This is a genomic window from Hymenobacter cheonanensis (assembly GCF_030581075.1).
Lineage (GTDB): Bacteria > Bacteroidota > Bacteroidia > Cytophagales > Hymenobacteraceae > Hymenobacter.
In genome coordinates this window covers 147,254-172,027 of the sequence record NZ_JAUQSW010000013.1, presented here as the reverse complement: position 1 = coordinate 172,027, position 24,774 = coordinate 147,254, and the positions used below count along the sequence as shown (strand labels likewise).

General features: G+C 61.1%; 25 protein-coding genes. 11 read left to right on the top strand and 14 right to left on the bottom strand.

Features of this window, described 5'->3' with window-relative positions; translation table 11 throughout:
* Positions 1–795: patatin-like phospholipase family protein (locus tag Q5H89_RS20950; protein WP_305021286.1), on the top strand; the 795-nt coding region annotated here is incomplete at its 5' end.
* A gap of 65 nt (positions 796–860) precedes the next feature.
* Here Q5H89_RS20950 and Q5H89_RS20945 read toward each other — a convergent pair.
* Positions 861–1,223, bottom strand: a complete 363-nt coding sequence (locus Q5H89_RS20945) for a hypothetical protein (RefSeq protein WP_305021285.1) — start codon at positions 1,221–1,223, stop codon at positions 861–863.
* Positions 1,193–3,517 carry a type I DNA topoisomerase gene (gene topA, locus Q5H89_RS20940; protein ID WP_305021284.1) on the bottom strand — a complete coding sequence of 775 codons (2,325 nt, stop codon included), beginning with the start codon at positions 3,515–3,517 and terminating at the stop codon, positions 1,193–1,195. Before topA ends, Q5H89_RS20945 begins: the two co-directional genes overlap by 31 nt.
* 265 nt (positions 3,518–3,782) lie before the next feature.
* Here topA and Q5H89_RS20935 point away from each other — a divergent pair, with 265 nt between their 5' ends.
* Entirely contained in the window at positions 3,783–4,385 is a 603-nt protein-coding gene (locus Q5H89_RS20935) for a hypothetical protein (RefSeq protein ID WP_305021283.1), read from the top strand.
* A 25-nt stretch (positions 4,386–4,410) separates the two neighbouring features.
* Here the strand turns inward: Q5H89_RS20935 and Q5H89_RS20930 are convergent, their stop codons facing one another.
* From Q5H89_RS20930 to Q5H89_RS20905, 6 genes are all read right to left on the bottom strand, one after another.
* On the bottom strand, positions 4,411–4,725 hold the full coding sequence (locus tag Q5H89_RS20930) for a hypothetical protein (RefSeq protein WP_169533877.1): 315 nt from the start codon (positions 4,723–4,725) through the stop codon (positions 4,411–4,413).
* A gap of 56 nt (positions 4,726–4,781) precedes the next feature.
* Positions 4,782–5,276, bottom strand: a complete 495-nt coding sequence (locus tag Q5H89_RS20925) for a hypothetical protein (protein WP_305021282.1) — start codon at positions 5,274–5,276, stop codon at positions 4,782–4,784.
* A 75-nt stretch (positions 5,277–5,351) separates the two neighbouring features.
* On the bottom strand, positions 5,352–5,687 hold the full coding sequence (locus Q5H89_RS20920; protein WP_305021281.1) for a hypothetical protein: 336 nt from the start codon (positions 5,685–5,687) through the stop codon (positions 5,352–5,354).
* 32 nt (positions 5,688–5,719) lie between these two features.
* Positions 5,720–6,013, bottom strand: coding sequence for a hypothetical protein (locus Q5H89_RS20915; RefSeq protein ID WP_305021280.1), 294 nt, complete (start codon positions 6,011–6,013; stop codon positions 5,720–5,722).
* A 46-nt stretch (positions 6,014–6,059) separates the two neighbouring features.
* A complete protein-coding gene (locus Q5H89_RS20910) occupies positions 6,060–6,350 on the bottom strand; it encodes a hypothetical protein (protein WP_305021279.1) in 291 nt (96 codons plus the stop codon).
* Positions 6,351–6,360: 10 nt separating this feature from the next.
* Positions 6,361–6,705, bottom strand: coding sequence for a hypothetical protein (locus Q5H89_RS20905; protein ID WP_305021278.1), 345 nt, complete (start codon positions 6,703–6,705; stop codon positions 6,361–6,363).
* A 1,299-nt stretch (positions 6,706–8,004) separates the two neighbouring features.
* Between Q5H89_RS20905 and Q5H89_RS20900 the strand changes: the two genes are divergently transcribed.
* Both Q5H89_RS20900 and Q5H89_RS20895 read left to right on the top strand, forming a co-directional pair.
* Positions 8,005–9,147: a replication initiation protein gene (locus Q5H89_RS20900; protein ID WP_196288757.1), complete on the top strand. Its 1,143-nt coding sequence runs from the start codon at positions 8,005–8,007 to the stop codon at positions 9,145–9,147.
* Between the two features lie 29 nt (positions 9,148–9,176).
* Complete coding sequence (locus Q5H89_RS20895) at positions 9,177–9,422, top strand: hypothetical protein (protein WP_305021277.1); 246 nt, start codon at positions 9,177–9,179, stop codon at positions 9,420–9,422.
* A gap of 125 nt (positions 9,423–9,547) precedes the next feature.
* Here Q5H89_RS20895 and Q5H89_RS20890 read toward each other — a convergent pair whose 3' ends face one another.
* From Q5H89_RS20890 to Q5H89_RS20865, 6 genes are all read right to left on the bottom strand, one after another.
* On the bottom strand, positions 9,548–10,222 hold the full coding sequence (locus Q5H89_RS20890) for a hypothetical protein (protein WP_305021276.1): 675 nt from the start codon (positions 10,220–10,222) through the stop codon (positions 9,548–9,550).
* Between the two features lie 50 nt (positions 10,223–10,272).
* Positions 10,273–10,953, bottom strand: coding sequence for a hypothetical protein (locus Q5H89_RS20885; protein ID WP_305021275.1), 681 nt, complete (start codon positions 10,951–10,953; stop codon positions 10,273–10,275).
* Between the two features lie 224 nt (positions 10,954–11,177).
* Positions 11,178–12,407 (bottom strand): hypothetical protein, encoded by a 1,230-nt coding sequence (locus tag Q5H89_RS20880; RefSeq protein WP_305021274.1) that lies wholly within the window; start codon positions 12,405–12,407, stop codon positions 11,178–11,180.
* Positions 12,408–12,449: 42 nt separating this feature from the next.
* Positions 12,450–12,866 carry a hypothetical protein gene (locus Q5H89_RS20875; RefSeq protein WP_305021273.1) on the bottom strand — a complete coding sequence of 139 codons (417 nt, stop codon included), beginning with the start codon at positions 12,864–12,866 and terminating at the stop codon, positions 12,450–12,452.
* 31 nt (positions 12,867–12,897) lie between these two features.
* Entirely contained in the window at positions 12,898–13,035 is a 138-nt protein-coding gene (locus tag Q5H89_RS20870; protein WP_305021272.1) for a hypothetical protein, read from the bottom strand.
* Positions 13,036–13,282: 247 nt separating this feature from the next.
* Positions 13,283–14,194, bottom strand: coding sequence for an ArdC family protein (locus Q5H89_RS20865; protein WP_305021271.1), 912 nt, complete (start codon positions 14,192–14,194; stop codon positions 13,283–13,285).
* 425 nt (positions 14,195–14,619) lie between these two features.
* Here Q5H89_RS20865 and Q5H89_RS20860 point away from each other — a divergent pair, with 425 nt between their 5' ends.
* The 7 genes from Q5H89_RS20860 (at position 14,620) to Q5H89_RS20830 (ending at position 24,764) form a co-directional block, all read left to right on the top strand.
* Positions 14,620–14,922 (top strand): hypothetical protein, encoded by a 303-nt coding sequence (locus tag Q5H89_RS20860; protein ID WP_305021270.1) that lies wholly within the window; start codon positions 14,620–14,622, stop codon positions 14,920–14,922.
* The gene (locus Q5H89_RS20855; RefSeq protein WP_305021269.1) at positions 14,919–15,698 is read left to right on the top strand and encodes a Fic family protein; all 780 of its coding nucleotides are present in this window, start codon (positions 14,919–14,921) and stop codon (positions 15,696–15,698) included. The genes Q5H89_RS20860 and Q5H89_RS20855 overlap by 4 nt, the downstream gene beginning before the upstream one ends.
* A gap of 90 nt (positions 15,699–15,788) precedes the next feature.
* Complete coding sequence (locus tag Q5H89_RS20850; RefSeq protein ID WP_196294831.1) at positions 15,789–16,115, top strand: DUF6660 family protein; 327 nt, start codon at positions 15,789–15,791, stop codon at positions 16,113–16,115.
* A gap of 175 nt (positions 16,116–16,290) precedes the next feature.
* Positions 16,291–20,739, top strand: a complete 4,449-nt coding sequence (locus Q5H89_RS20845; RefSeq protein WP_305021268.1) for a CusA/CzcA family heavy metal efflux RND transporter — start codon at positions 16,291–16,293, stop codon at positions 20,737–20,739.
* Between the two features lie 49 nt (positions 20,740–20,788).
* The gene (locus tag Q5H89_RS20840; RefSeq protein WP_305021267.1) at positions 20,789–21,970 is read left to right on the top strand and encodes an efflux RND transporter periplasmic adaptor subunit; all 1,182 of its coding nucleotides are present in this window, start codon (positions 20,789–20,791) and stop codon (positions 21,968–21,970) included.
* A 13-nt stretch (positions 21,971–21,983) separates the two neighbouring features.
* Positions 21,984–22,655 (top strand): HNH endonuclease, encoded by a 672-nt coding sequence (locus Q5H89_RS20835; protein WP_305021266.1) that lies wholly within the window; start codon positions 21,984–21,986, stop codon positions 22,653–22,655.
* A 42-nt stretch (positions 22,656–22,697) separates the two neighbouring features.
* Entirely contained in the window at positions 22,698–24,764 is a 2,067-nt protein-coding gene (locus tag Q5H89_RS20830; protein ID WP_305021265.1) for a heavy metal translocating P-type ATPase, read from the top strand.
* Positions 24,765–24,774: the final 10 nt, after the last annotated feature.

The following is a 24,774-nucleotide window of genomic DNA, read 5'->3' as shown; positions in this document are numbered from 1 at the left end:
TTGCAGACCGGACGGCCATTCACTTTCTCACGGGAGTGGATGACTGACTCGACTTATTCCTACTACCAACCCCCGGTACAATTCAATGCGGCTTCTTTCCCAGTGGCGCGGGCCGTAGCGGCCTCATCCTGCGTACCTTTTGCCTTCACCCCCATTACGATTGGCCCACAATACTTTCAAGAGCCAGCCGATACCAATCGTGCCCACCCACAACTCATCGATGGCGGGGTTTACGACAACCAGGGCATCCAGAAACTCACGCAGGCCAACAGCCGATACGAGTGTAATACCATCATTGTATCGGATGCTGGAGCGGGCCTGAGCCCATTGGGAAACAGCCCTTATCCCAACACAATAGCACTTTTGCTGCGCACAGTGGATTTGTTCATGAACCGCATTAAAAATGCGCAGATGATGGCCAATCTTTTTCAACGCGCCACGGAGCACAGCAAGTGTGTTGCCTATCTATCATTAGGATGGCAGCTCAAAAACAGCATCCCGGGTTTCATCGATAACCTGGCTCAGGGTAATATCCCACCAGCAGTAGTAGCGGCCAGGCAGCTTCGCGCCGAATGGGTGGCTAATCCGAAAGAACACCGGCTTGCACTCACAGAATACCTGGAGCAGCAACTAGATTACGCTGGATTAATAGCTCGCGACCTTACCTCCGACGAATGGCAGATTGTATGTCGAGTCGGCACAAATCTGACGCCGTTAACACCTATTCAACTGAGCTTATTAACACGTCATGCCGAAAACCTGACTGAAATACAAGTCAAGTTGTACTGGCCTTGAATCTTACGTTCCGTTTTAACGGTAACCTTGTTGGCACCTTTTTGGGCATTACCTCTATTCACGCATTAGCCAGGAGACTTAAAAAAGGCCATCTGTAGCTGAAAAGTGGCCAGCGCCTCGCCATCTGGCAGCAAAAACCGCTGACTTGGGCTATCCGGCGGAAACTGCAGCAACTCGTTCTGCACGTCTAGACTGCGCAGCAGCCGGTGTAGCAGCCGAGGCTCCTCCTTCTTGAGGTTTCCGTTTTTCAGGTTGATGATGGTGGTGTAGGGAAACTTGTGGGCCTCACAAAACGGCAGCAGCCCGCCCCGGGCAATCATCTTCAACCGGTTCTGGGCGTAGAGCAGCGCGTCCTGATAGGGCAAGGCCAGACTCAGGTCGGGAAAGCTCAGGGGCGCTACTTCCGGCCCGCGTTTTTCTTCTTCCATGCTTTGTAGCTTTTAATTATTTCAGCGGCCTGCTCGGCCGTGGTGGCCAGGGCCTGCTCCTCCGTGGTGCCCGGCTTAAACTTAGCTTTTACCTCTCCGTCGGTGATATACAGGCCCCACTCGTTGCGGCCGATGGTGTATTTGCCCACGGTGGCCAGCACGTTTTTGGCGGCCTCCGCCTGGGCTTTGATGAGGTAATTGACAGCCAGTGCCGGGGTAACAGCCGCGGCAGATATGCCGGCTGGCACGTTGAAATACTGCTCGCGCCACTTCAGGTAAACGCCTTTCGGCCCCTGCCCCACGACCACCGGCTTGCCCTCGTGCAGGCCCACCTCGCGGGGAGCTGACGCCCGGCGCTGGGCAATCAGGTCTTGCGCCTGCGCCTCGCTCAGCTGCGCGGGGCTGATGCCCTCGGGAAGGTTGTAGTATTTCTCGGCGTGCAGGATGTATGGGCCATTTTTGCCGGTGCCCAGCAGCATTTCCGCGCCCTCGAAGTGGCCGATGAGGCGCTTCTGCAGCTCAGCCCGGTCCGGGGTGAGCTGGTCGGCGGCCGTCACCCAGCCCAGCAGGTTCTGGTCGAACATCGGCACGAACTGCTGGTAGGTCTGCTGGCCCCGGGCAATCTTGTCGAACACGGCCTCGCAGCCGGCGGTGAACTTGTAGTCCATCACCTTTGGGAAGTTGCGCTCCAGAAATTCTGTGACTTGCGTGCCAGTGGCCGTGGGCAGCAGCTTGTCCTTATCCGCGCCCAGGGTTTCGCTGCGCTGGCTGGTAGTCAGCTGGCCATCCTGCCAGGTCAGGACCTGCGCGGTGAGCTTCTTGCCCGCCACGCTGCCGGTGCTGATGTACTTCCGGGCGAAAATGGTGCGCAGGATGGATGCGTAGGTGCTTGGCCGGCCAATGCCCTGCTTTTCCAAGTCCGCAACCAGGGTGGCCTCGTTGTAGCGCCGGGCGGGCCGGGCAAAGCTTTGGCGGGCCTCCAGCTTTACCAGCGTCAGCGTCTCGCCTTCCTGCACCGGGTGTTTGAGCGTCGTTTCCGCCTCGTCATCGGGCTCTTGCCCTTCCTCCTCGGCGTCCTGGTACACGGCCAAATAGCCGGCGCGGGTGAGCACGCGGGTGGAGCTGGTGTAGGTATCAGCGGCATCGGCCGCCGGCGCGAGGGTTATCGTGGTCTGGTCGTACTGGGCGGCCACCATCTGTGAGGCCAAGGCGCGGGTGTAAATCAGTCGGTAGAGCGCCTGCTCGTCGGGCGTGTCGCCGGCATGGGCCTGCTCCCAGTGCGTGGGTCGGATGGCTTCGTGGGCCTCCTGCGCGCCGTCCTTGTTTTTGGTCTGGCGGGCCTGAAACTGGCCCGCCCCGAACTGCGCGGCAATCTGCACTTGGACCTGCTGGGTGGCCTCCTCGCCCAGGTTCACGCTGTCGGTGCGGATATAGGTGATGTGGCCCTCTTCAAACAGTTTCTGGGCCAAGTCCGATACTTTCTGCACGGTGAATCGGAGCTTTTTCACCCCTTCCTGCTGCAGTGTCGAGGTGGAGAAGGCCGGTGCGGGCTGCTGTTCCACGGGCTTTTTCTCCACGCTCAACACCCCAAAGCCCGCGCCGCGGCCGACCTGAGACAAGTAGGCCTGGGCCTGGTCAAGCACAGCGAAGGGAGGGGCAGTGCGGCGGGCGCGCAGCTGCTCGCCGTGACTGGTCTGCAGCGTGGCCACCACCGGCACAGTGAACACGTCGGTGAATTGCTGAATCTGGCGCTCCCGCTCCACCACCAAGCGCACGGCTACCGACTGCACCCGCCCCGCCGAGAGCCCCGCCGCCAGCTTGCGGTTGAGCACCGGACTGATGGTGAAGCCCACCAGCCGGTCCACGGCCCGGCGGCCCTCCTGGGCGTGCACCAGGTGCAGGTCCACCGTAGTGGGTGCGGCCAGCGCGGCCTTAATAGCCTTCTCGGTGATTTCCTGAAAGGCGATGCGCTTGGTCGTGCGCGGGTCCAGGCCCAGTACTTCGCAGAGGTGAAACGCAATGGCCTCGCCCTCCCGGTCGGGGTCGGTGGCCAGGTACACGCCTTGGGGGCCGGCGGCTTTGGCCAGGCGGCACAGGTTGGCCACCACAGCCTTCTTGTCGTCGCTGACGACGTACTTCAGCGCGTGGCCGTGCTCGCGGTCAATGCCAATGTCACCCCCACCCACGGGCAAATCCCGAATGTGGCCAACCGAGGCGGCCACCTCATAATCCGGTCCCGCGTAGCCCTTGATTTTTTTAATCTTGTTAGGGCTTTCGACGATAATAAGTTTCATGCTGGGTAGCTAGTACGCAGCGAAACTAACAAGCCAAATTAGCCCTTCGGAGAAAAAAGGACGAGTGGTAAAAAGTCGGCGGTGAAGTGCAGAAACTGGCTACGAATGGTAGCCAAGTTGGTGCCGGAGCTATGCGTTTACTGACTAAAAACTAGTATTCCCCGACCGCACCAATAGTGTCGACTTGCGGCCTCTGTGTAACTTGCCGCAAAGCAGGAACATAGCAAGGTGTTCAACTCTACAGCCAATCAAGTAAACTTATACAATGAGTTGGATAGAAGCGAAACACCGACGTTCAGAGGAAAAGGCTGAACTTTTGCAAAGTGCAGAACTTGAAAAAATAAGGTTGGCCCGAGAAAGCCTGTTTGAAGTGCTTTCAGCGCTCGCTTATGATAAGCATGGATTGTCAATTGAGGAGGTTGATGTAACCTATCTTTTCTTGTCAGACGATACTGATTGTTCTGATTATGGAACAGATACTTATCGGTTGGCAAAGGAGCTTAACGGTCGTGGCAGAATCCTGAAACTAGAAACGCTCAGCCCGTTCATGCTGCATAAACATGGCCTATATGCGCATCTGGCCAATTCACCCGCATCATCTGGCTTCCCTGCTGCATGCAGCTACTCAACAGCGCTCAAGGCTCTTCTAGGACTTGAAAGGAAATACCAATACAAGTCTGCTCAGGTAATTGAGGATTCCAGCGTTTATATCACTTTCAAGCACGAAGGGACTAATAGTTTCGTTTCAACGGATGAAATAATGCCGGACGGGTCACCTCGTCAAATAACCAAGCAGTTACCTGTCGTTTGCGATAAGGATTACTTCAATGTGAGGACGCTCTTTTTATTGGTGAGCGCCCGGCATTAGTCCGAGCAAACGCAGCTTAACACAATCAACTAGCGTCTGGCTGGTTCTTCTTGAAGCGTGGGCGGCCCAGCGCCGGGGCGGGCGGCTCCACGGGGTTATCCATTTGCTTCTGGGCCAGCTTGGTCATCGTAAGCAGGTCGGACTTGGCCAGCTCGGCCACCTTCACCAACTCATCCAGCGTAAAGCTGCCGGGCTTGGCCATGCGCACGTTGAGGGTGTTGTGCGAGATGCCGATGTGCCGGGCCGTGTCGCTGCGCATGCCCAGGGCGTGAATGAGTTCGGCCAGCGAATTATAGGAACTTGGTTTGAGCATAGCCGGGGCCGCAAAGAGGTCTAACACGAGCAAAGATTAGTCAATTTTTGCAACATTACGGCCCCGGCCGCCCCGTAGTTCGGCTATTCAAAAAAGGTGGGCGCCTGGTAGCGGAGTATCTCCGCCCCGTCCGGCTCGGTGATGCGGTCGAGGTACACCAGCACGTTGCCGTCGCGGGCCTGGCGCTCATCGGCGCGCTGCCAGACAGCGTACAACTCGGCGTAGGGGAAGAAATTCATCTGGTCAAAGCCGCTGGCGAAGCCCTGCACCATTTCCTGTACCTGCTCGCGCTGCTCGTGGGACACGTCGTTGTACACCCAGCGCAGAAAATCTGCCGTGTCGGCCGGCAGGTCAAAGTAGGCCACCGTCTGCGGCACGGTGTGGCTGCCCATGTAGAGCAGCAGCTCCCAGAGCCGGTAGTGGTTTTTCTCGCGCTGCCAGTATTCCACGATGTCCCGGCGCCCGGTTCCCACGGGCTGCCCGGCAAACTTCATCGTGCCGGGTTCCGCTTCGAGGGCTTTGCGGAAACCGTAGTCGGTGGCCCAGTCCTTTTTCGTGAGGCTCTGAAAGTTGTACATGCAGGGCGAGTAGTCAGGCGTTAGGGAGGCAAGTTAAGGCAAAGCCAGAACTGAAAAACCACTTTTTATAAGCGGCTATTCTGCCCCCGGAGCCGGCAGTGGGCTGTTCCACTCGCGGTAGGCAGTGGTGTGGCGGTCGGCCACGATGGCCAGGCGCTCGGGCTGGTCGTCGCGCTTTATCCAAACGTGCGAGCTGCCGCAGTGCACGCAGTAGCCAGGCCCCAGCAGCTGGCGGGCCGGCTCGGCAAACTCGCGCAGGTCGGCCGTATCGGGCGCAGCCTTGATAAGCTGCCGCAACTGCTCCAGGCGCTGCGCTTCGGTGGAATCGGTGGGCTGCTGCTCGACGGCCAGATAAGCCAGCTGCGGGGCAAAAGCGGGGCTATTCAGGGGGTGCTGAGTGGTTGGGGGCATGGCAAGAAGAACAAATGAGAGAAAATGGCTACCTAACGGGTGCTGCTGCTGGCCAGCTCCCGCGCCAGCAGCAGCACCTGTGCGTTGTGGAAGGCCTGGCCGAACACGCCGTACTGGTAGTCGCGGGCCAGCTGGCCCACGTTGGCAAACTCGTAGCGCAGGCCGGTATCGCCCAGCGGCTGCAGAAACCGGTCGGCCTCTTCGGCGCTGAAGCCGCTCAGGTCGCGGCCGTCGCTGAGCAGCAGCTGCACGCCGGGGCGCTCGTGGCGACCCCGCTCGTAGGTGGTGTAAATCAGGCCCACGGCCTGCTCCCGGGCATAATACACGGCTTCGCCAACAACTAAATCTTGGGATTGGGGTATGGCATGGGGGTTAAAGCAATAGGAGGGAAAACTGACCGCCCTGGTCCTCACGGGTAGCCCGCAGGGCCTCGCGGCCGATGGGGCGTACGGCCCGTACCAGGGTGTTGAGCACGTCGAAATCGGGCTGGGTATCGATGCGGAGCCCGAGCCGCAGGGCCACTTCGGCAGTCAGGCCGTCGCAGTCGAGGCCTTTGCTCAGCTGCTGCATTAGCATTTCCACGTCGGTAATGGCGGCGATAACCCGGCTGCGATACTGGTTCCAGCCTGGCTGGATGATGGTGGGAGCTTCGCTGGCACGCATCAGGAAGGGGCTAAAGGTGGGTATCGTAGCCCGTGACCGAAGTGAAAAGAGCCGGTAAATCCTCCCCGTACACCATTTCAAACGTCTGCTGGTTGGTAATGACCGGTTCCCAGTCAACCAGCTTCTGGTGGTAGAATTCCACCTTGTAGGTGTCGGTGGGCATGAGGGTAATTTTCAGACGGTTCACCTGGGCTTGGTTGCGGCGCAGGTCCATCCGCAGCCAGGGATTGGGGTTGCTGGCCGTCCGGCCGGCGGCCATGAGCTTGTCGGCCCCAGTCATCACCAGAAAGCGACGGCCTCCTAACTGCGATAAAATGATGTAAGCTTCTTCGACAATTTCGGGCTTGGCGCTCATAATCAAAAGGCTATCTTACTGCGTTGCGGATACTAATTAAACGTTAGAATAGACAATAATGTTTCAATTTTATTTAAATTAAAGCGTCTATTATTGACTAAATAGATAGGGCTTCTCCTTGCTCACGTACCATTATCTGTCCGCAACCCTTTCCCGCAACCCGGCGTGGTCGACTGAGGTAACTGGCTCAGGGTCAAAACCCACATTGTGGCTTCTGTGGGTATCTAAATCTGCCTATTATGCGCAGTATAAAAGTGGTGATTTCAGCACAACAGTACGGGGCTAGCCTTATAGCTAAGTGTCTGTTGTTTTGTGCTTTGATTGCGTTTTATCGGTACTTCTATAACCAATTAATAATTCAATTTTATTAAAAATAAAGTGTCAAATTATGATGGTTTAGCCTGACCTTTTGGCCCATGCATTGATTTTTCCCCCTTGTTCATTTTTAAGTCAGCTTCTCAGCGTTTTTCTGGGTCACTATCGCCATAATCATACCCAGGGCTTAGTTTTTTCGGTTTTAGGCAGGAGTTTGCTAGCCGGATGGCTATTGAGGGGCTGCCCGGCTGGGGTTGGTGTTCCAGAAACTGTCGCTGCTGCTGATTCTCTGAATTGCTGACACTTATTCCAGTACTTTAGCAGTACAAGAAGGAGTTCTAAACTTGCAATAATAGCATAAAAAAGCAGAAAAGTGCAATCCCTGTTTTTTACCTTTTTAGACTTTGTTGTTTGTTTTCCTTTCGGCCCATGTGCCGGTGGGGTACATCCCTTCGGTCCTAAATGCTTTCTCTTGGTCGACAGACTAAATAGTAGTTTTTTACTGATTAGTTAAAAAGAACATACTAGTTTACTATAAGGAGTAAACGGCCAAAAGCTAAGTTCTGGACAGGTAAAAGCTAAGGTTTGGACAGGTGCTGCAGTTTCAAAAGCTAAGTTCTGGACAGGTTTTCGCCATCAAATAGTAAGTTCTGGACAGGTAAAAAGTAAGGTTTGGACAGGTGGGTTATCCACATTGCTCCGCTGGCTTCGACAGCTGCTGCGGGTTACTAAACTGAATAAACTAAGGTTTAGACAGGTGCTCAGGTCGGGGGAATGGCTTCGCGATAGGTGGCGTTTGGCTGCGCTGGGTGAATAAACTAAGGTTTGGACAGGTAGTATCAGCAGCTTCCCGACCCGGCTTGCTGGCGGGTGATTGGAGCAGAGGCAAAGCAAAAGGTAAGGTAGGCAAAGTAGCACCTTACCTTTTTAGCCGTTTTGGTATATCTTGCGTATGCTTCCCACCGCTACTTGCTGCTTAACTCCATGGCTGATAAACGTATCTCCCGCGTCCCGGCGGCTCCGATGCTGGAGCTGGACCTCAAGTACGAGCCTGAATACCGGGGGGAAGTCAAGCAGCACTGGAACGTCACGTTTGCCCACCAGAAGAAGATTTCGGTGTACGGTAAGCGCATCATGGCGCGGGTGATTGACCAGATTCGGGACAACGATTATCAGTTGCGGGATTTCTACCAGCTGCACATCTCTTCCATTCTGGAGGGCACCGACATCGAGCCGGAAACGGCGTACTCCAAAATCAAGGGCGCGCTCTACGAACTGGCCGACGTGAAGTGGGAGTTTGAGAGCATCGAGAAGAAGGAATGGTACTTCCGGCACCTGCTCGACACCACCCGCGAGCAGCGCGTGGGCTACAAGGACGGCATCATTACCATCCTGCTCAACCCGCAGTTGGCCCCCTACTTGGTGAAGGCAGCCCACTTCAGCAAGTTTCCGCTGCACGGCTACATGAACCTGAAAAGCTGGTACAGCATGCGGTTCTTCGAAATCCTGGCCGCCTGGCAGGACAAGGGCTACTGGGAAGTGCCCGTGGAAGAGTACCGGCAGTATATGGATTGCTGGTACGAGTACGACAAGCGCGGGCAGGTGAAGAAGGGCAAGACCGGCAAGGCGCTGATGAAGTACCCCAACACCATGCTGCTTATTGCCAACACCATGAAGGAGCCGGAAAAGGAGCTGGCCGGCACCGACTTCGAGTTCACCTTCACCCCCATCTACGAAACCACCCGGCCCACCCGGGGCCGCAAGAAGATTATCCGGTTTCGGTTCGAGCTGAAAAAAGGGCCGACGCTAAAAGATATTCCCGCTTCCTGGCTGGAAAACGCGGCCACTGGCAGCATCATTGCCCGGCTGCGCGACTGGAAGGTGACCGACGCCAACATTGTCAAGTACGCCCCCATCCTCAAGCAGGAAGGAGCCCTGGAACTGCTCAAGGCCTGGGAACTGAAGAACCGCTCCAATCGGCACATCGATGATAAGCTGCGCTACTGCAACGCGGCCTTCGTGCGGGCTGGCAAGCAGGCGCTGGAAGACGCCAAGCAGGCTAAGATTGATGCAAAGAACGAAGCCGCCGAAGCAAAGCTGATTGTGCAACAGGCGCTGAATTTGTAGTAGCAGGCAGCTGCAATTTTACTTCTCCAATGAAACACAAGATACTAAGCAAGCAGAGCGTGGGAAATAGCCAGTACGAGGTTAGCGTTGAGCTATTGCCTGATACGCAAGCCGAAGCCACCGCCATTCGGAATGTGCAGCAAGCCGAAGGCAGTGAACAGGAACGCGCGTTCATGGATAACTACTTGAATTTCAACCTGAATCTAGGAAGCTATTCCATTGTGCGAATCATGAAGCAGCAGGGCCGGCATGTGACCCTTCGTATTGTCACCTAGGCTGTTGCAAGGTGCTCGCGTGAACGCGCAAACGATAAGTATCCTCACAAGCGGCCTGCAGGTCGAAAAGTAAAAGCGCCCCGGTTAACCTACCGGGGCGCTTTGTTTACTGCTCAGTCAGGATACTACTTGCCCTCAGCTTTGCGCCTGGCCGCTATCACACTGGCGGCGACGGGGGCCAGCATCGTAGCACCGCTGAACATTGCCAAGTCTAGCATGGTGGGTTTGGCACCGTATAATTTTTGCATCTCTTTGAACAGTTTCGCGCCTTGTTTAGGGTCGGTGTTCATCCAGTGGGCCACGTCGGCCGCGGTCACTACCTGGCCAGCCACAATGATTTCCATGTTCGGGCTTAGCTCGGGCACCGGAGCCTCGGCTGGCTGCTGCCGAATGCTAACGAATACCGCCCCGGCGCTCTGGGGGTTGGGGTCAGAAGTAACCCATGTGTCAGTGTCGGTGCTACCAAAGCCCTGCACCCAAACAGCGGTGTAGCCCTCGGTGGCCGCGCTGCTGCCGGCCTGGCGGCTAGCCTCGGCTACGAGGTGCGGGCTGGTGAAGAACTCATAGCCGGTCGGGAATTGGTAGGGCAAGCGGTGCTGAGCGCTTAAGCGCAACTCACCTAGCAGGTTGCGACAAGCGCCGCCCATCCAAACGGCCTGCACCTGGCCGTTTATAGCCGTGAACTCCTGAATGGGCGCGGCCGTGTCGGCGTTGCGGGTGCTCATGTGGACATAAGCGCCGACGCGAAAGCCCTTCGCTGCGGCCTTGGCCGTGATTTCCTGGGGGGTGGGGTAAGCCATAACAAAAAGGGAAAAAGAACTGCTGGTTTTGCAATTGTAAAATGGGGGGGCTAAGCAGCCAGCTCTCCCGGCGCGGCCGTGGTGTTGGCCTCGCTCATGGGGTAGTGAGTGCCCTGGGCTCCTTCATAGAAGTAGTGCCACTGCGTCTTAAGGTTGTTCAGGCGGTCCTTGTACAAAGCCAGTCCACTGATTGTGTGGGTTGTGTGAGGGCTGAAAAAATGCACCTGCTGGCCCACTCGAAACTTGGGGGCCGGGTGTTGCCGGCCGGTGCTCACGTAAGCGAGTTGGCCAACTATGCTGCCCACGGCCTGCCCGCGCCAGCGCAGCTCATCCACTTGGTCGGCCGCGGTCCGTTGCTGCAGGTATTCGACTTCGCGGGCCTGGTCGCGCAGGCCGATGGTGGCCGCGAGTAGGGCAATTACCTGCTCGGCGGTGTCGGCAAAATATATCCGGTCCCCCTCCCCTGGTAGCAGAACCTCGAACCGGCCGCTTAGGACCTGCTGAGTGTGCGGATTGACATAGTTAAAGCCTTGTTGCGTGGGCGGGGACAGTAGCTCGTACTGGCCCGCGTCGTCGCTGTGGCGGTCATCTACCTTGATGGCGTAGTGGTAGCCGTTCCAATGAATGGCGGTCACGAGGCCCTGCACTTCCCGGTAGCGCGTGCTGCGGACGGTGGCCCCAATGGCAATGCGGCCGGAGTGAGTTTCGATGGCGGGGAGGTTGGGCAGCATAAGATTTTGCAATTGTAAAAAGTGGGGTTAGGCGGGCTGTTGCCGGGCCGGCTGGTGCTCCTGCACCTCGACGTGGGGCAGTTCAAGGCGCGCCGTGATAACTCTAAAGAAGCTGTCTGCTATGCCAGCTCAGATGCTGGCGGCGGGCTCTGGCCCTGGCGCATTTTCCACGCCCACCGGCTGCCGGCGCGGTGGACGTGGACGCTGAAAACCGGGAGCATTAGTTAGTCGCGCTGCTCGTCGCCGGGGTACTCGGGGTACTCGGTGCAATCCTGATTATTGGTTAGCTCATCGCCCTCCTGGGGCGGGTACTCCGGAATCCAGTCCCCGTGCTCGGTCGGCGCGGGCTCCTGGCCGTTGGGCGTGAAGTCGAACGCATACCGCTCCTGCACCTGGGCCAGCGTTAGCGGGGTCAGGGTAAGGTAATTCGGGCCGTAGTGAAAACGAGGCTCGGTTTCCACGTAGTATTGCCCACCGGGCTGCTGCCAAAGCGTAACCCGGCCGCTGCCCTCGCCTTCCTCAGCCGTAGCCCGCCGGCCCGAAAGGTAGGCGTAGCTGTCAAGCGGCAGCTGGCCCAAGTCGAGCTGCACACGCTCCCACGGGCACTCCCCGCTGCCGCCCATTTCTTCCTCAAACGCTACCCACGTCCGCCACTCGTTTTTTTCCACGATGCGGCCCCTGTACTGCGGGCCCTGCTGCTTCATGGCCTCGGCCAGGGCGCTCAGCGTGTCGTACCGGTCGAAGGTGTAGGGTACGGCGGCGGGGATGCGGAACGGGCCGGGAAACTGCTCGGTCAGGTAGTCCACTTGGTCGGCCGTGCCGGCGCGAAGGGCGAACAGCTGCGGGGCCTTGCGCTCGTGGCTGGCCTCGTGCACCTGCAGATAGTGGTGCTCGGGAATCTCCCGCCAATTAGCCGGGTCAGCCAGCTGGGCCGCATCCTGGCGGTCGGGGCCGGTGAAGGCTTCCACCTCAAAGAAACCGTAGTAGTCGGCCAGTCCGTCGTACACCACCGTAATGCGGCCGGTGTGCAAGTTGCGGTAGTACAGCGGGGCCGGAATCACCCGGTACTCCTGCGAGCTGATTTCTACCACTTCGGGCACCTGGGCCGGCGCGGCGGGGCCGGGCGTGTAGGGCTCCAGCTCCCGGCCGAAAAAATGCCCGAGCGTTATGCCGTGCTTCGCCAGATGCTCGGGCATCTTATCCGGCTGGCAAAGTACTCCTACATACCCCTCGGCGTGAAAGTACGCTTTCACCTCGGCCGGGCCGATGCCGTTCATGTAGATATGAATCCGGGCACCGATGGCGGGCACCTCGCCCCTGCCCGACCATTGCAGGCCAACTGGTAAGCCGGCGCGGGTGGGGAAACCTATCCACTGCGGGCACTGCTGCGGGTCGCCGGCCCAATCGAGGGAGCTAATCTGGGGCTGCTGGGGGGCGGGGGCGGGGTTAATCATAATTGAAGGGGAAAAGGGAGTAGGGAGAAGATGAGCCGGAGGCTAGGCAGCAAGGGCCAACTGGCTGCCGAATACCACGCCCGCGCGGGGGCTGTGCTTGCGGCGGCGGGCGGTCTTGGCATGGTGGGTGGTTTCGGTAACCAGTCCCAGAAAGCCGGCGGCATGGGTGTAGCCTTTCACCTCGGCCCGCTCCGGGTGCCCGTCGCGGTTCACCGTTACCGTGGCCCCTACCGCTGGCACGGGCTGCTGGGCTGACCAGTGCAGCCCACCGGGGAGCATCGTTAAGCGGGGCGCAGCTCCGAACTCGGGCACCGGGTTGGTCAGTTGCTCGGCGGCATCCTGGCGGGCTTGCCAGGCATCCTCGCGGGCCTGACGCTGGGCGGCGTTGGCAGCGCGGAGCCGGGCTAGACGAGCGGCGGAAATGCGGCGGGCGGGGCGAAAAGTGACGGGAGCGGTCATACTGAAAACGGGTTTGAGGTGAAAAGAGCGGCTAAAACCAGGGGGCGGCTTCCCATGCCGCCAGTTCAGCGGCGGATACTGCCGGGGATGCGCTGGGCGCTTCGTCGGCGGGGTCAAACCGGTCGGCCCATACCTCGCCGGGGGCTAAATCAAAAGCTTCGTCAACCATAGATAAAGGGCTTTTTTATCGTTCGTTGCTTATACCTATTAAACGCAAAATTCAGCATTAATGTTTCAGTTTTATTTAAATTAAAGTGTTAATTATTGACTATTTAAGCACCCACGAGGAAAGTGCGACGGACGAATTTTTCCCTTTTGTCCAATTTTAACAATTGCTTTTTTGCAATTGCAATTTCCTTTTGTTGCTCGCCCCGGTGGCCGCCCGACGAAACATCTCCATCGGGCGGCTGCCAGCCTTACTGCGGCGTGACTTCGGTGCCGGGAGCCTCCTCCACTTCGTAGCTGGGCACGATGCCCAGAATATGGTTAGCGGCTTTCTGGCCCTGGCTGGCGGCCGAAATAATCAGCTGCTTGTCGTTGCGCAGGGCCTGCAGCCAGTTGGCGATATAGCTGGCGCTGCTGGGCTCGGTGCGGGTTAGGTCCAGCCCGGCCGCGTGGCTCAGGAAGGAGGCGCCCAGCTCGGCCACCAGCTCTTCCTTGGCGTAGGTTTCGCTGCCAAAGGCGGCCAGCTCGGTGAGCGTGGCCCGGTCCAGCCGCTTGGCGTGGCCGGTGGAGTGGGTCAGCTCGTGAAAGAGGGTGTGGTAATAGTCTTCGGCCGTATGGAAGTCGGTGGCCGCGGGCATGGTCACGGTGTCGGTGCTGGTGCGGTATAGGGCTTCGCTGCCCTTGTGCAGCACGCGGGGGCCACCCACGTAGCCGGCCAGCACCAGCTCGGCGGCCTGCTCGGGCGTGTGCTCGCGGCTGGGCAACTCGGGGAAATTCCAATCCACGCCGTCAATCTGGGCCACGTTGAATACCGTGGAGTATTTCAGAAACGCCTTCTTCTTCTCCTCGCCCTTGCCGTCGTCCTTCTTGGTCACGGTGAAAAAGACCACCGGCATGCCCTTCTCGCCCCGGCGCACCTGCCCGCCCAGCTCCTTGGCTTGGTTGTAGGTCAGAAAATACGGGTGCTCGTAGTCCAGCATCCCCAACAGTAGGGCATTCACGCCCTGATACACGTGCTTGCTGCGGTAGTTGCGGGGCGCGCCGTGGGCGGCGTTCCACGGCTGCTTCCACGGGGTCACGCCGTTCTCCAACGCCAGAATAATGCGGTTGGTGATGATTTCGTACACGTCGGGGCGGGGAGCGAAAGGAGCGGGCTTTTTCATGACTTAACAGGTTGGTTTTATGCTTGCTGCTTATACTATTTAAACGCAAAATTCCGCATTAATGTTTCAATAATATTTAAATTAAAGTGTCAATAATTGCGCAATAAATCACCTCTTTTGGCACGGATTCTGATTTTTTTCCCTTTTGTTCCTCATTGCCATCGCTCCCGTCTGGTCGGCCCATTGCCCGCTGGCGTGACTATTTCTTCGCGGTGCTGTTTTTCCTCTGGTCCGCGAAAGGGATGGAAGGGGTTTAGTCCGCAGGACCGTAGGCGCCGCCGGAGCCCCGCACAGCCCGGCCCGCAAGGGTTCGCCCCACGGCCCTTCGAATTACTGTCGTCCGGCCATCACTCAGCAAGAGCATTAACCTCTAATTTGCTACTTTTGGTAACGCATTCGGCCGCCTGCTCACCATTCCGCAATCCATGACTTCTGCCAGCCAAGCTGCTTATCAGGCTCTACGGGACTACCTGAACTCGCTGCTCAGCCCCACCCACCCCGACCAGGCGCTGGTGGAGGTGCCGGCGGCGCTGCGGCCGAGCCTGGAAGCCTTCATGCGCGGCAAAACCGAGTACCAGGACGAGGCGGGGCGGCGCATGATTTACGCTTATGACCTGGCGGCCTGGGCCAGCGACCTCATTCACGGCGCGGGCCTGGCCTCGCCCCTGCCGCTGGCCACGGTGGACGTGGCGGCGCTCCGGGCGGCCACCCTGCGGCAGGCCGCATGACGTGGACCGAGATTGAGCACCTCACCGAGCTGGTGCAGCAGCTGCCCCCGGTGCGCCAGCAAACCAGCCAGCAGCTTAGTCAGGTGATGGTATCGGCCCACTCCACCATGATTGAGGGCTCCCGCGTGACGGTGCTCGAAGCCATGGATTTCCTATTAGGGGAAGCCCCCACCCTAGGGCCGGGCAAGCCGCTGGAAGGCTACGACATGCTGGGCGACCACGCCCGCGCCCTTGACTTAGCCCTGGAGCGGGCCGACGCGCGGCAGCTGCCCGGCCCGGCCTTTCTGCGGGAACTGGCGGGGGCCGTCATGCGCAGCACCGGCCGGCTTACCAATACGGCCCTGGGCACCGTGGACCCCACGCAGGGCGACCTGCGCCGCAACAATGTGTTCATCGTTGGGGCCAGCTCGTTTCCCAACGCGCAGAAGGTGCCGGCCCTGGTCGCGGCCCTGGTGGGGGAGCTGCGAGAGCGGATGCCGGCGGTGGCCACCCAGCGCGAGCAGCTGGAGCTGGCCTTCGAGGCCCACCAGCGGCTGGTGAGCATTCACCCCTTCAACGACGGCAACGGACGTACTTCCCGGCTGCTGATGAACTACGTGCAGCGCTACTACGGCCAGCCGCTGACCATTGTATTCCGGGAGGACCGCCAAGCGTATTTCGAGGCCCTGGAGCAGAGCCGGGTGACGGAGGACCTGGAGGTATTCATGGACTTTATGCGGGGCCAGCACGGAAAATCCCTGACGTATCAGCTGTCCGCGTCGGTTCCCCGTACCTAGCGGAGTACGCCCCTTTTGAAGCGTTGCGCGGTAAGTGACCCGGCCCAAAATCCCGGCTCGTTTACCCGGATTCGCTATCTTTGCCAGCACATGCGCCTGCTCGCCCTGTTTTTTGCCTTCTACTTCGCCTGCCTCTCGTGCCTTTCCTGCACGGACGAAGTACCCGTATGCAAGGACCAGCAGCAAACAACCGTGGCCGCTTCGCATTCCGACTGCGGGGCCGGCGCGCTGGGCGACTGGTGCTCGCCGCTGTGCCAGTGCCACTGCTGCGGCGGGGCCGTGATGCCCGTACCGCTGGGCAATCAGGTGGCCTATACTCCGCCCACTGAGTGGGCTACCAGCCTCCGGCACGGCCGGCTGGTTGTGGCCGCTCCAACGCGGGCGCTCGGGTCCGTGTGGCAGCCGCCCCAGGCCTAACCCTTCCCCTATTTTCCTGCTGACCACCCCCTCCGGGTGGCCCGTCGCGTTGCGTGACGGGCGATTTAGCGCTTGGCGCTGAATCGGTTATGCCCCCTTTGCTCCCGCCGCTTGTGCCGGAGCCACCGGGCCGCAGGGTTTCACGGAAGCGTTAGACCTAACCCCCAACCAGCGGATGTTCGACCGGCTGATTCATTTTTCTATACACAACAAGCTCATCATCGGGCTGCTAACCCTGGCCCTGGTGGCATGGGGCGGCTACTCGCTGAGTCGGCTGCCGATTGACGCGCTGCCCGACATTACCAGTAACCAGGTTGTCGTTTACACGGTGGCTCCCTCGCTGGCCGCCCAGGAGATTGAGCGCCTGGTGTCTTTTCCCGTGGAGCAGGCCATGGCCACCATCCCGGGGCAGGTTGAAGTGCGCTCGTTTTCGCGCTTCGGCCTCTCGGTGGTCACTGTGGTGTTCGAGGACCAGACCGACATTTACTGGGCCCGCACGCAAGTATCGCAGCGACTGCAGGAGGCCGAAAGCCAGATTCCGGCCGGCACGGGCCGCCCCGAGCTGGCCCCGCTCAGCACCGGCCTGGGCGAGGTGTACCAGTACCTGGTGCGTGCCAAGCCGGGCTTCGAAAAGAAATACAACGCCACCGAGCTGCGCACCATTCAGGACTGGATAGTGCGTCGGCAGCTGCTCGGCACCCCCGGCGTGGCCGACGTGAGTTCTTTCGGCGGACTGCTCAAGCAGTATGAGGTGGCCCTCGACCCGGAGCGACTGCGCTCGCTGGGCGTCACCGTGAACGAGGTATACCAGGCCGTGGCCGCCAACAACCAGAACGCCGGCGGGGCCTACCTCGACCAGAACCCCACCGCGGCCTTCATCCGCACCGAGGGCCTGGCCACCTCGCCCGCCGACATCGGCAACATCGTCATCCGCAGCACGAGCACCGGCCTGCCCGTGCTGGTGCGCGACGTGGCCGAAGTGCGCTACGGCGCGGCCGTGCGCTACGGGGCCATGACCCTCAACGACCAGGGCGAAGTGACCGGCGGCCTGGTGCTCATGCTCAAGGGGGCCAACGCCGCCGAAGTCATCAAGGACGTGCAGAAGCGCATGGCCACCATCCGCAAAACCCTGCCCGAAGGCGTGAGTGTGGAGCCTTTCCTCGACCGCTCCAACCTGGTAGACCGCGCTATTCACACGGTGAGTAAGAACCTGCTGGAAGGGGCCCTGATTGTCGTGTTCGTGCTGGTGCTGTTTCTGGGCAACTGGCGCGCCGGGCTCGTGGTGGCCTCGGTGATTCCGCTGGCCATGCTCTTTGCCGTGAGCATGATGCGCCTGTTTGGCGTGTCGGGCAACCTGATGAGCCTCGGGGCCATTGACTTCGGGCTGATTGTGGACGGGGCCGTCATCATCGTCGAGGCCATCATTCACCGCCTGCACGGTGGGCAGCTGTTGGTGCCGGGCAACCGCCTGAGCACCGAGCAGATGAACGAGGAAACCTACCACGCGGCCAGTAAAATCCGCTCCTCGGCCGCGTTCGGCGAAATCATCATCCTCATCGTGTACCTGCCGCTGCTGGCCTTGGCCGGCATCGAGGGCAAGATGTTCCGGCCCATGGCCGAAACCGTGGCCTTCGCCATTCTCGGGGCATTTATCCTGTCTCTGACCTACGTGCCGATGATGTCGGCGCTGGCCCTGAGCCGGTCGACGGAAAGCAAGCAAACCTTTTCCGACCGGATGATGGCCTTTTACACCCGCCTCTACCACCCGCTGCTTAAAGGGGCCTTGCGGCACCAGGCCGCGGTGCTGCTCACGGCCGTGGGCCTGCTGGTGGGAAGCTTTTTCCTGTTTCGCACGCTGGGTGGCGAGTTCATCCCGACGCTGACCGAAGGTGATTTCGCGGTGGAGATGCGCGTGCTCACTGGCTCCTCGCTGAGCTACACCATTGAGCAGGCCCAAAAAGCCGGGGGCATCCTCAAAAAGCAGTTTCCCGAAGTCAAGGAAGTAGTCGCCAAAATCGGGGCCGGCGAGATTCCCACCGACCCCATGCCGGTGGAGGCCGCCGACGTGATGGTGATTCTTAATGACCAGAAGGAATGGACTTCCGCCCACAACCGCGAAGAGTTGGCCGATAAGATGGCCGATGCCCTAAGCGTCATGCCCGGCGTCACGTTTGGGTTTCAGCAGCCCATCCAGATGCGCTTCAACGAGCTGATTTCGGGGGCCAAGCAGGACGTGGTGCTCAAGATTTACGGGGAGGACCTGCAGCAGCTGGCCGACTACGCCCAGCAGGCCGGCCGGCTCGTGCGCCAGGTGAAGGGGGCCGAAGACGTGTACGTGGAGCAGGTCACCGGCCTGCCCCAAATTGTGGTGCATCTCGACCGCAACCGCCTCGCCCAGTTCGGCCTGAACGTGGCCGACGTGAACCGCACCGTGCAAACGGCCTTCGCCGGCGAAACCGCCGGCCAGGTGTTCGAGCAGGAGCGGCGCTTCGATTTGGTGCTGCGCCTGCGCCAGGATTTGCGCAAGGACATCAACAGCGTGCGCCGCCTGTTCATCGCCGCTCCCAACGGCCGGCAGGTGCCCCTGGAGCAGGTGGCCAGCGTGGAGCTGCGCGAAGGGCCCAACCAGATTCAGCGCGACGACGCCAAGCGCCGCATCAGCGTGGCCTTCAACGTGCGCGGCCGTGACGTGGAAACGGTGGTCGAAGAGCTGCAGGGCAAGATTGACCGCCAGCTCAAGTTTGCCCCCGGCTACTACACCACCTACGGCGGCCAGTTCGAGAACCTACGCCAGGCCACCGACCGCTTGAGTGTGGCCGTGCCGGTGGCGCTGGTGCTCATCTTCGTGCTGCTGTTCTTCACCTTCCGCTCCTTCAAGCAGTCGGTGATGATTTTTACGGCTATCCCGCTCTCGGCCATCGGCGGCATCGCGGCGCTGTGGCTGCGGGACATGCCCTTTAGTATCTCGGCCGGGGTGGGCTTCATTGCCCTGTTCGGGGTGGCCGTGCTCAACGGCATCGTGCTCATCGGCTATTTCAACCAGCTTAAGGCCGAAGGGGTGAACGACCTGATGGAGCGCATTCTGCGCGGCACCGAAGTGCGCCTGCGGCCGGTGCTGATGACGGCTACCGTGGCCTCGCTCGGCTTCCTGCCCATGGCCCTGGCCCAGTCTGCCGGGGCCGAAGTGCAGCGCCCGCTGGCCACCGTGGTCATCGGCGGACTGGTGTCGGCTACGCTGCTCACGCTGCTGGTGCTGCCCGTGCTCTACGCCCTTTCCGAGCGCGTAAAAACCGGCGGCCCGAATGCGGAGCCGCAACCAGAAGTTACTTCAACTGCCCCCGCGAAAAGCCTGCCCGTGGCCCCGGGGCTGCTTTTGCTGCTGCTGGGCCTGCCGCTGCTGGGTCGGGCGCAGGGTCCGCTCACCGGCGCGCAGGCCGTGAGCCAGGCCCTGCAAACCAACGGCACCGTGCTGGCCGGCACCCGGGCGCTGGAAGCCCAGCAGGCCATCCGCCGCACGGCTTACGACTTCGGCCGCACCACGCTTACCGGCAGCTACGGGCAGTACAACTCCCAGAACCGCGACAACCAGTTCACCCTCACCCAGTCGCTGGCCCTGCCCGGCGTGTACCGCAGCGCCGCTGCGCTGGCCGACGCCCGCATTGCCGGCCAGCAGGCGCAGCTGGCGCAGGTGCAGGCGGAATTGCGCCGGCAGGTGCGCCTGAGCTACGAGCAGGCCGTGCACGCCCGGCACCGCCTGCGGGTGCTGCGGGGGCAGGACAGCCTCTACTCGGAGTTTCTGCGCTCGGCCAACCTGCGCTTCAAGACCGGCGAGGCGGCGCGGCTCGAACCCGCCACGGCGCTGGTGCAGCAGGGCGAAGTACGCACCCAGCTGCGGGCGGCCCGCACCGACTTCCGGGTGGCGCAGCGCCAGCTGCAGGCGCTGCTGCAAGTGCCGGCCGCCGTGGCCCTAGCCGATAGCGTGCTCCAACCGCTCGCGCTGCTGGGGGCCGCCCAGCTGGCCGATACCACGGCCCCGGCGCTGGCTGACACGCTGCTCCAGCGCACCAACCCGCAGGCGCGGGTGCTGGCCCAGCAGGTAGCCGAGCGACGGGCGGAAACCCGCGTGGCACAGGCGGCCGGGCTGCCCGAGTTCACCGTCGGCTACTTCAACCAGAGCATCATCGGCTACCAGCGCCTCGACGCGGCCGGCACCGAGCGCTACTTCGGCGGGGGCTCCCGCTTCCAGGGCGTACAGGCCGGGGTGGCCGTGCCGCTGTGGCGGCGGCCCCAGAAAGCGCGGGTGCAGGCCGCCCGCCTGCAGGAGCAGGTGGCGCAGGCCGGCTTCGACCGCTACCGGGCCGAACTGGCCGGCCAGCTCGATGAGCTGCTGCTGCGACGCACCGAGCAGCAGCAGCGCCTAGCCTACTTCGAAAGTACGGCCCTGCCGCAGGCCACGGTCATCACCCGCCTGTCGACGATTGCCTACAAGGCCGGCGAAACCGGCTACTCCGAATACCTGCTCAACCTGGAGCGCGCCCGCCGCCTGCGCCTCGACTACCTCGACGCGCTGCTGCAACACAACCAGACCGTCATCGAGCTGGAATACCTGCTGGGCAGCCAGTAGCCTGGCCCGCGCCGCGCTACCCCTTTTCCACTTAATCTTCAGAATTATCATGCGATACCTAGCCCTCCCGCTGGTGCTGCTCGGCCTGCTGACCGGCTGCGGCTCCAAGGAAGCCCCCACGGAAAAAGAAGAAACGGCCGCCACCGCCCCCGGTGGGGAAGCGGCCGAAAAAGGCCCCGCCGACCGCGTCACGCTCACCGCTGCAGAGCAGCAGGTGGGCGGCGTGCGCCTGGGCTCGCTCACCGAGCGCCCCATGAGCGGGGGGCTGAAAGTGAACGGCGTGCTCGACGTGCCGCCCGAAAACCTGGTATCGGTCAGCGCCCCGCTCGGCGGCTTCGTGGACCGGACCGACCTGCTGCAGGGCTCGCGGGTGCGCGCCGGCCAGGTGCTGGCCGTCATCCGCAACCCCGACTTTGTGCAGTTGCAGCAGGACTACCAGGAAACCCGCAGCCAGCTCAAGTACGCCCGCGCCGAGTACGAGCGCCAGGGCGAGCTGTACCGGCAAGAGGTAGCGCCCCAAAAGAACTTCCAGCGCGCCCAGGCCGAGTACGAGGCCCTGCAAGTGAAAACCAATGCCCAGGCCGCCCGCCTGCGCCTGGCCGGCCTACCCATCGGCGGGAACATCGTGAGCACGGCCATCCTGCGGGCCCCTAAAGGCGGCTTCGTGAAGGCCGTGAACGTGAGCATCGGCCAGAGCGTGACGCCCACCGACGTGCTGTTTGAAATCGTCAACCCCGAGCACCTGCACGTCGAGCTGACCGTGTTTGAAAAGGACATTCCGCAGGTGAAGGAAAATCAGCTGGTGCGCTTTTCCCTGGGCAACGACTCGCTGAGCCGGGAGCGCACGGCCCACGTGTACCTCATCAGCAAAACCATCAGCGACGAGCGCACGGTGCGGGTGCACGCCCACCTGGACCGGGAAGACGAGCAGTTGCTGCCGGGCACCTTCGTGCGGGCCGTCATCGAAACCAACCGCGTGACCGTGCCCACCCTGCCGGAAAAAGCGGTGGTGCAGTACGGGGCCCAGTCCTACGTGTTCGTGGCCACCGATTCGGGCCCGGCCGCCGGTCGGGCCACCTACCGCCTCGTGCCCGTGACGCGGGGCGTGAGCGAAGACGGCTACACCGAGTTTCACTTGCCCGCAGCCGAGCAGGGCAAACCGCTGCGCTTTGTCGTAGAGGGGGCCTACGCCTTGCTCGGCAAGCTCAAAAACGCCGAAGAGGAAGAATAACGCTCCAGTCAAAATGGCCAAGAAAAACCCCAGCATCAGCCGGAAAATCGTGGGCATCAAGCTGCCCGCCCGCATGAAAATAGATAGCCTGAAAACGTCTATCAGGCGGGCCTTCATCAACACCATCGTCCCGGAAGTACGGCCTACCGCTGCCCAAGAGGCCGCTTGGCGAGCGCAGTTGGGCATTGCACCGTTGGCAGTTGATAGACTCGAGTGCGTGTACTGCGGCCGACACGCCACACAACTCGACCACTTCCGCAACCTAACTGCGGCGGACGGCCGCCCCTCTGGCTACATCACCGACATCTATAACCTAGTGCCGTGCTGTAGTACCTGCAACAGCTCGAAGGCGGGCAAGCATTGGAAAATCTGGATGACGGGCAATGCCGCCAACGCGCCCAATAAAAGACTTAGCGCAACCGAGCTAGCAAACAGAGTGGCGGTGCTGGACCGGTTTGAGGTGTGGTCGACGCCGCTGGCAACGCGGCTTGATGTGCTGGCTCTCATTGGGGAATCCGAATGGGAGCAATACGAAGCCGACGTTTCCGCTGTGGTCGTGCTGCTGCAAGCCGCCCGCCAACGCAGCGACCAGTTTCACCTTCGCTTACAACAGGCTTACGCCGAGGCGCTGGTGCCGGCCGCGCAGCCAATCCCAACCCCTGTAAGCCCGACCGGGCTTCACTAATCACTAGGTTTTGTCCTTCCCCTTTCTCACGTGCCTGATATCATGCCTGAACCTACTTTTTCTAACACCGATGAGCCGTTGAACACGGCCAAGCAGGTGAACCCTGCCAACGTGGGAGCGGTGAGCCGCGCCCAGCTCACACCCCAGGCCGCCGCCGCGCCCCAGGGACACGACGTGCCCGGCCACGACCACGGCGGCGGGAACGACGACCACCACGGCCCGGCCGCCACTAACCCTTACCTCGTGCCGGGCATCAGCCTCGTGCTGCTGCTGGCCGGCATTGCCTTGGACTACTACAAAATCGGCTTTTTCACGGGCTACGTGCGGCTGGCGTGGTACGGGCTGGCCTTCGTGCTGGTAGGCTGGAAGGTAGTAAAAGCCGCCGTGCTCAGCATTCCCAGCGGCAACATCTTCAACGAGTTTCTGCTCATGAGCCTGGCCACGCTCGGGGCCTTTGCCATCGGTGAATACCCGGAAGGGGTAGCCGTGATGCTGTTCTACACCGTGGGCGAGCTGTTTCAGGACGCGGCCGTGAACCGGGCCAAGCGCAGCATCAAGGCCCTGCTCGAAATTCAGGCCACCGAAGTGACCGTGGTGCGCGGCGGCCTGCCCCTGGTGCTCGACCCCAAAGCGGTGCAGGTAGGCGACGTGATGGAAGTAAAGCCCGGCGAGAAAGTAGCCCTCGATGGCACCCTCAACGGTAAGGCGGCCAGCTTTAACACGGCCGCCCTCACCGGCGAGTCGGCCCCGCAAACCAAGCAGCCGGGCGAAGCGGTGCTGGCCGGCATGATTAACCTGGAATCTCTGATTCAGGTGACCGTGACGGCCGCTTTTAAGGACACCAAGCTCTCGAAAATCCTGGCCATGGTGCAGGATGCCGTGGGCCGCAAAGCCAAAACGCAGCAGTTCATCACCAAGTTTGCCAAAATCTATACCCCCATCGTGGTGGGGCTGGCCGTGCTGCTGATTGTGGTGCCCTACTTCGTGGTGAGCGACTACGTGTTCCGCGACTGGCTCTACCGGGCGCTGGTGTTTCTGGTCATTTCCTGCCCCTGCGCGCTGGTCATCAGCATTCCGCTGGGCTACTTCGGCGGCATCGGCGCGGCTTCGAAAGCGGGCATCCTGTTTAAGGGCTCCAACTTCCTGGACGTGCTGCGCGAAATTGATACCGTGGTAATGGACAAGACCGGCACGCTCACGCAGGGCGTGTTTGCCGTGCAGCAGGTGCAGCCGGCGGCCGGCACTACCCCCGAGCAGCTGCTGCGGCTGGTGGGGGCGCTGGAAACCAAATCGACGCACCCCATTGCCAAGGCGGTGGTGGCCCACGTCGGGGCGGCCGCGGCGGGCGTGCCCGTCGATAACGTGGAGGAAATTGCTGGCCACGGCCTGCGCGGCAAGGTGGACGGCCGCGACGTACTAGCGGGCAACACCAAGCTGCTGACCAAGTTCAGCGTGGCCTACCCGCCCGAAGTCGACCAGGTGGTGGACAGCATTGTGGTGGCGGCCGTGGACGGGAAATACGCCGGCTACCTCACGGTGGCTGACGCCCCGAAAGAGGACGCAGCCCGCGCCGTGCAGGAGCTGAAAGCCGACGGCATCAGCAAGCTGGTCATGCTCTCCGGCGACAAGGACAGCATCGTGCAGCGCGTAGCCAAAGAGTTAGGAATCACCGAAGCCCACGGCGGGCTGCTGCCCGAAGACAAGGCCAAATACGTGCAGCAGTACCTCACCGAGGGCCGCAAGCTGGCCTTCGTGGGCGACGGGGTGAACGATGCCCCGGTGGTGGCCCTGGCCGACGTGGGCATTGCCATGGGCGGGCTGGGCTCCGATGCCACCATCGAAACGGCCGACGTGGTGATTCAAACCGACCACCCGAGCAAGATTGCCACGGCCCGCCGCATTGCCCGCGCCACCCATAGCGTGGTGTGGCAGAATATCTGGCTGGCCTTTATCGTGAAGGGTATCGTGCTGGCGCTGGGGGCCGGCGGCGTGGCCACCATGTGGGAAGCGGTGTTTGCCGACGTGGGCGTGGCCCTGCTGGCCATTCTCAACGCCGTGCGGATTCAACGGATGGACTTCACCAGCAAAGCCGCACCCGCCAAAACGTAAGCCCATTAGA

Excerpts from the sequence above, each read along its gene's own strand:
- Q5H89_RS20900 (WP_196288757.1), top strand. The coding sequence starts at position 8,005 with ATGGCTGATAAACGTATCTCCCGCGTCCCGGCGGCTCCGATGCTGGAG.
- Q5H89_RS20905 (WP_305021278.1), bottom strand. The coding sequence starts at position 6,705 with ATGAGCGCCAAGCCCGAAATTGTCGAAGAAGCTTACATCATTTTATCG.
- Q5H89_RS20935 (WP_305021283.1), top strand. The coding sequence starts at position 3,783 with ATGAGTTGGATAGAAGCGAAACACCGACGTTCAGAGGAAAAGGCTGAA.
- Q5H89_RS20830 (WP_305021265.1), top strand. The coding sequence starts at position 22,698 with ATGCCTGAACCTACTTTTTCTAACACCGATGAGCCGTTGAACACGGCC.
- Q5H89_RS20855 (WP_305021269.1), top strand. The coding sequence starts at position 14,919 with ATGACGTGGACCGAGATTGAGCACCTCACCGAGCTGGTGCAGCAGCTG.
- Q5H89_RS20835 (WP_305021266.1), top strand. The coding sequence starts at position 21,984 with ATGGCCAAGAAAAACCCCAGCATCAGCCGGAAAATCGTGGGCATCAAG.
- Q5H89_RS20895 (WP_305021277.1), top strand. The coding sequence starts at position 9,177 with ATGAAACACAAGATACTAAGCAAGCAGAGCGTGGGAAATAGCCAGTAC.
- Q5H89_RS20890 (WP_305021276.1), bottom strand. The coding sequence starts at position 10,222 with ATGGCTTACCCCACCCCCCAGGAAATCACGGCCAAGGCCGCAGCGAAG.
- Q5H89_RS20870 (WP_305021272.1), bottom strand. The coding sequence starts at position 13,035 with ATGGTTGACGAAGCTTTTGATTTAGCCCCCGGCGAGGTATGGGCCGAC.
- Q5H89_RS20880 (WP_305021274.1), bottom strand. The coding sequence starts at position 12,407 with ATGATTAACCCCGCCCCCGCCCCCCAGCAGCCCCAGATTAGCTCCCTC.
- Q5H89_RS20925 (WP_305021282.1), bottom strand. The coding sequence starts at position 5,276 with ATGTACAACTTTCAGAGCCTCACGAAAAAGGACTGGGCCACCGACTAC.
- Q5H89_RS20845 (WP_305021268.1), top strand. The coding sequence starts at position 16,291 with ATGTTCGACCGGCTGATTCATTTTTCTATACACAACAAGCTCATCATC.
- Q5H89_RS20860 (WP_305021270.1), top strand. The coding sequence starts at position 14,620 with ATGACTTCTGCCAGCCAAGCTGCTTATCAGGCTCTACGGGACTACCTG.
- Q5H89_RS20850 (WP_196294831.1), top strand. The coding sequence starts at position 15,789 with ATGCGCCTGCTCGCCCTGTTTTTTGCCTTCTACTTCGCCTGCCTCTCG.
- Q5H89_RS20840 (WP_305021267.1), top strand. The coding sequence starts at position 20,789 with ATGCGATACCTAGCCCTCCCGCTGGTGCTGCTCGGCCTGCTGACCGGC.
- Q5H89_RS20910 (WP_305021279.1), bottom strand. The coding sequence starts at position 6,350 with ATGCGTGCCAGCGAAGCTCCCACCATCATCCAGCCAGGCTGGAACCAG.
- Q5H89_RS20920 (WP_305021281.1), bottom strand. The coding sequence starts at position 5,687 with ATGCCCCCAACCACTCAGCACCCCCTGAATAGCCCCGCTTTTGCCCCG.
- Q5H89_RS20885 (WP_305021275.1), bottom strand. The coding sequence starts at position 10,953 with ATGCTGCCCAACCTCCCCGCCATCGAAACTCACTCCGGCCGCATTGCC.
- Q5H89_RS20865 (WP_305021271.1), bottom strand. The coding sequence starts at position 14,194 with ATGAAAAAGCCCGCTCCTTTCGCTCCCCGCCCCGACGTGTACGAAATC.
- Q5H89_RS20875 (WP_305021273.1), bottom strand. The coding sequence starts at position 12,866 with ATGACCGCTCCCGTCACTTTTCGCCCCGCCCGCCGCATTTCCGCCGCT.
- Q5H89_RS20945 (WP_305021285.1), bottom strand. The coding sequence starts at position 1,223 with ATGGAAGAAGAAAAACGCGGGCCGGAAGTAGCGCCCCTGAGCTTTCCC.
- topA (WP_305021284.1), bottom strand. The coding sequence starts at position 3,517 with ATGAAACTTATTATCGTCGAAAGCCCTAACAAGATTAAAAAAATCAAG.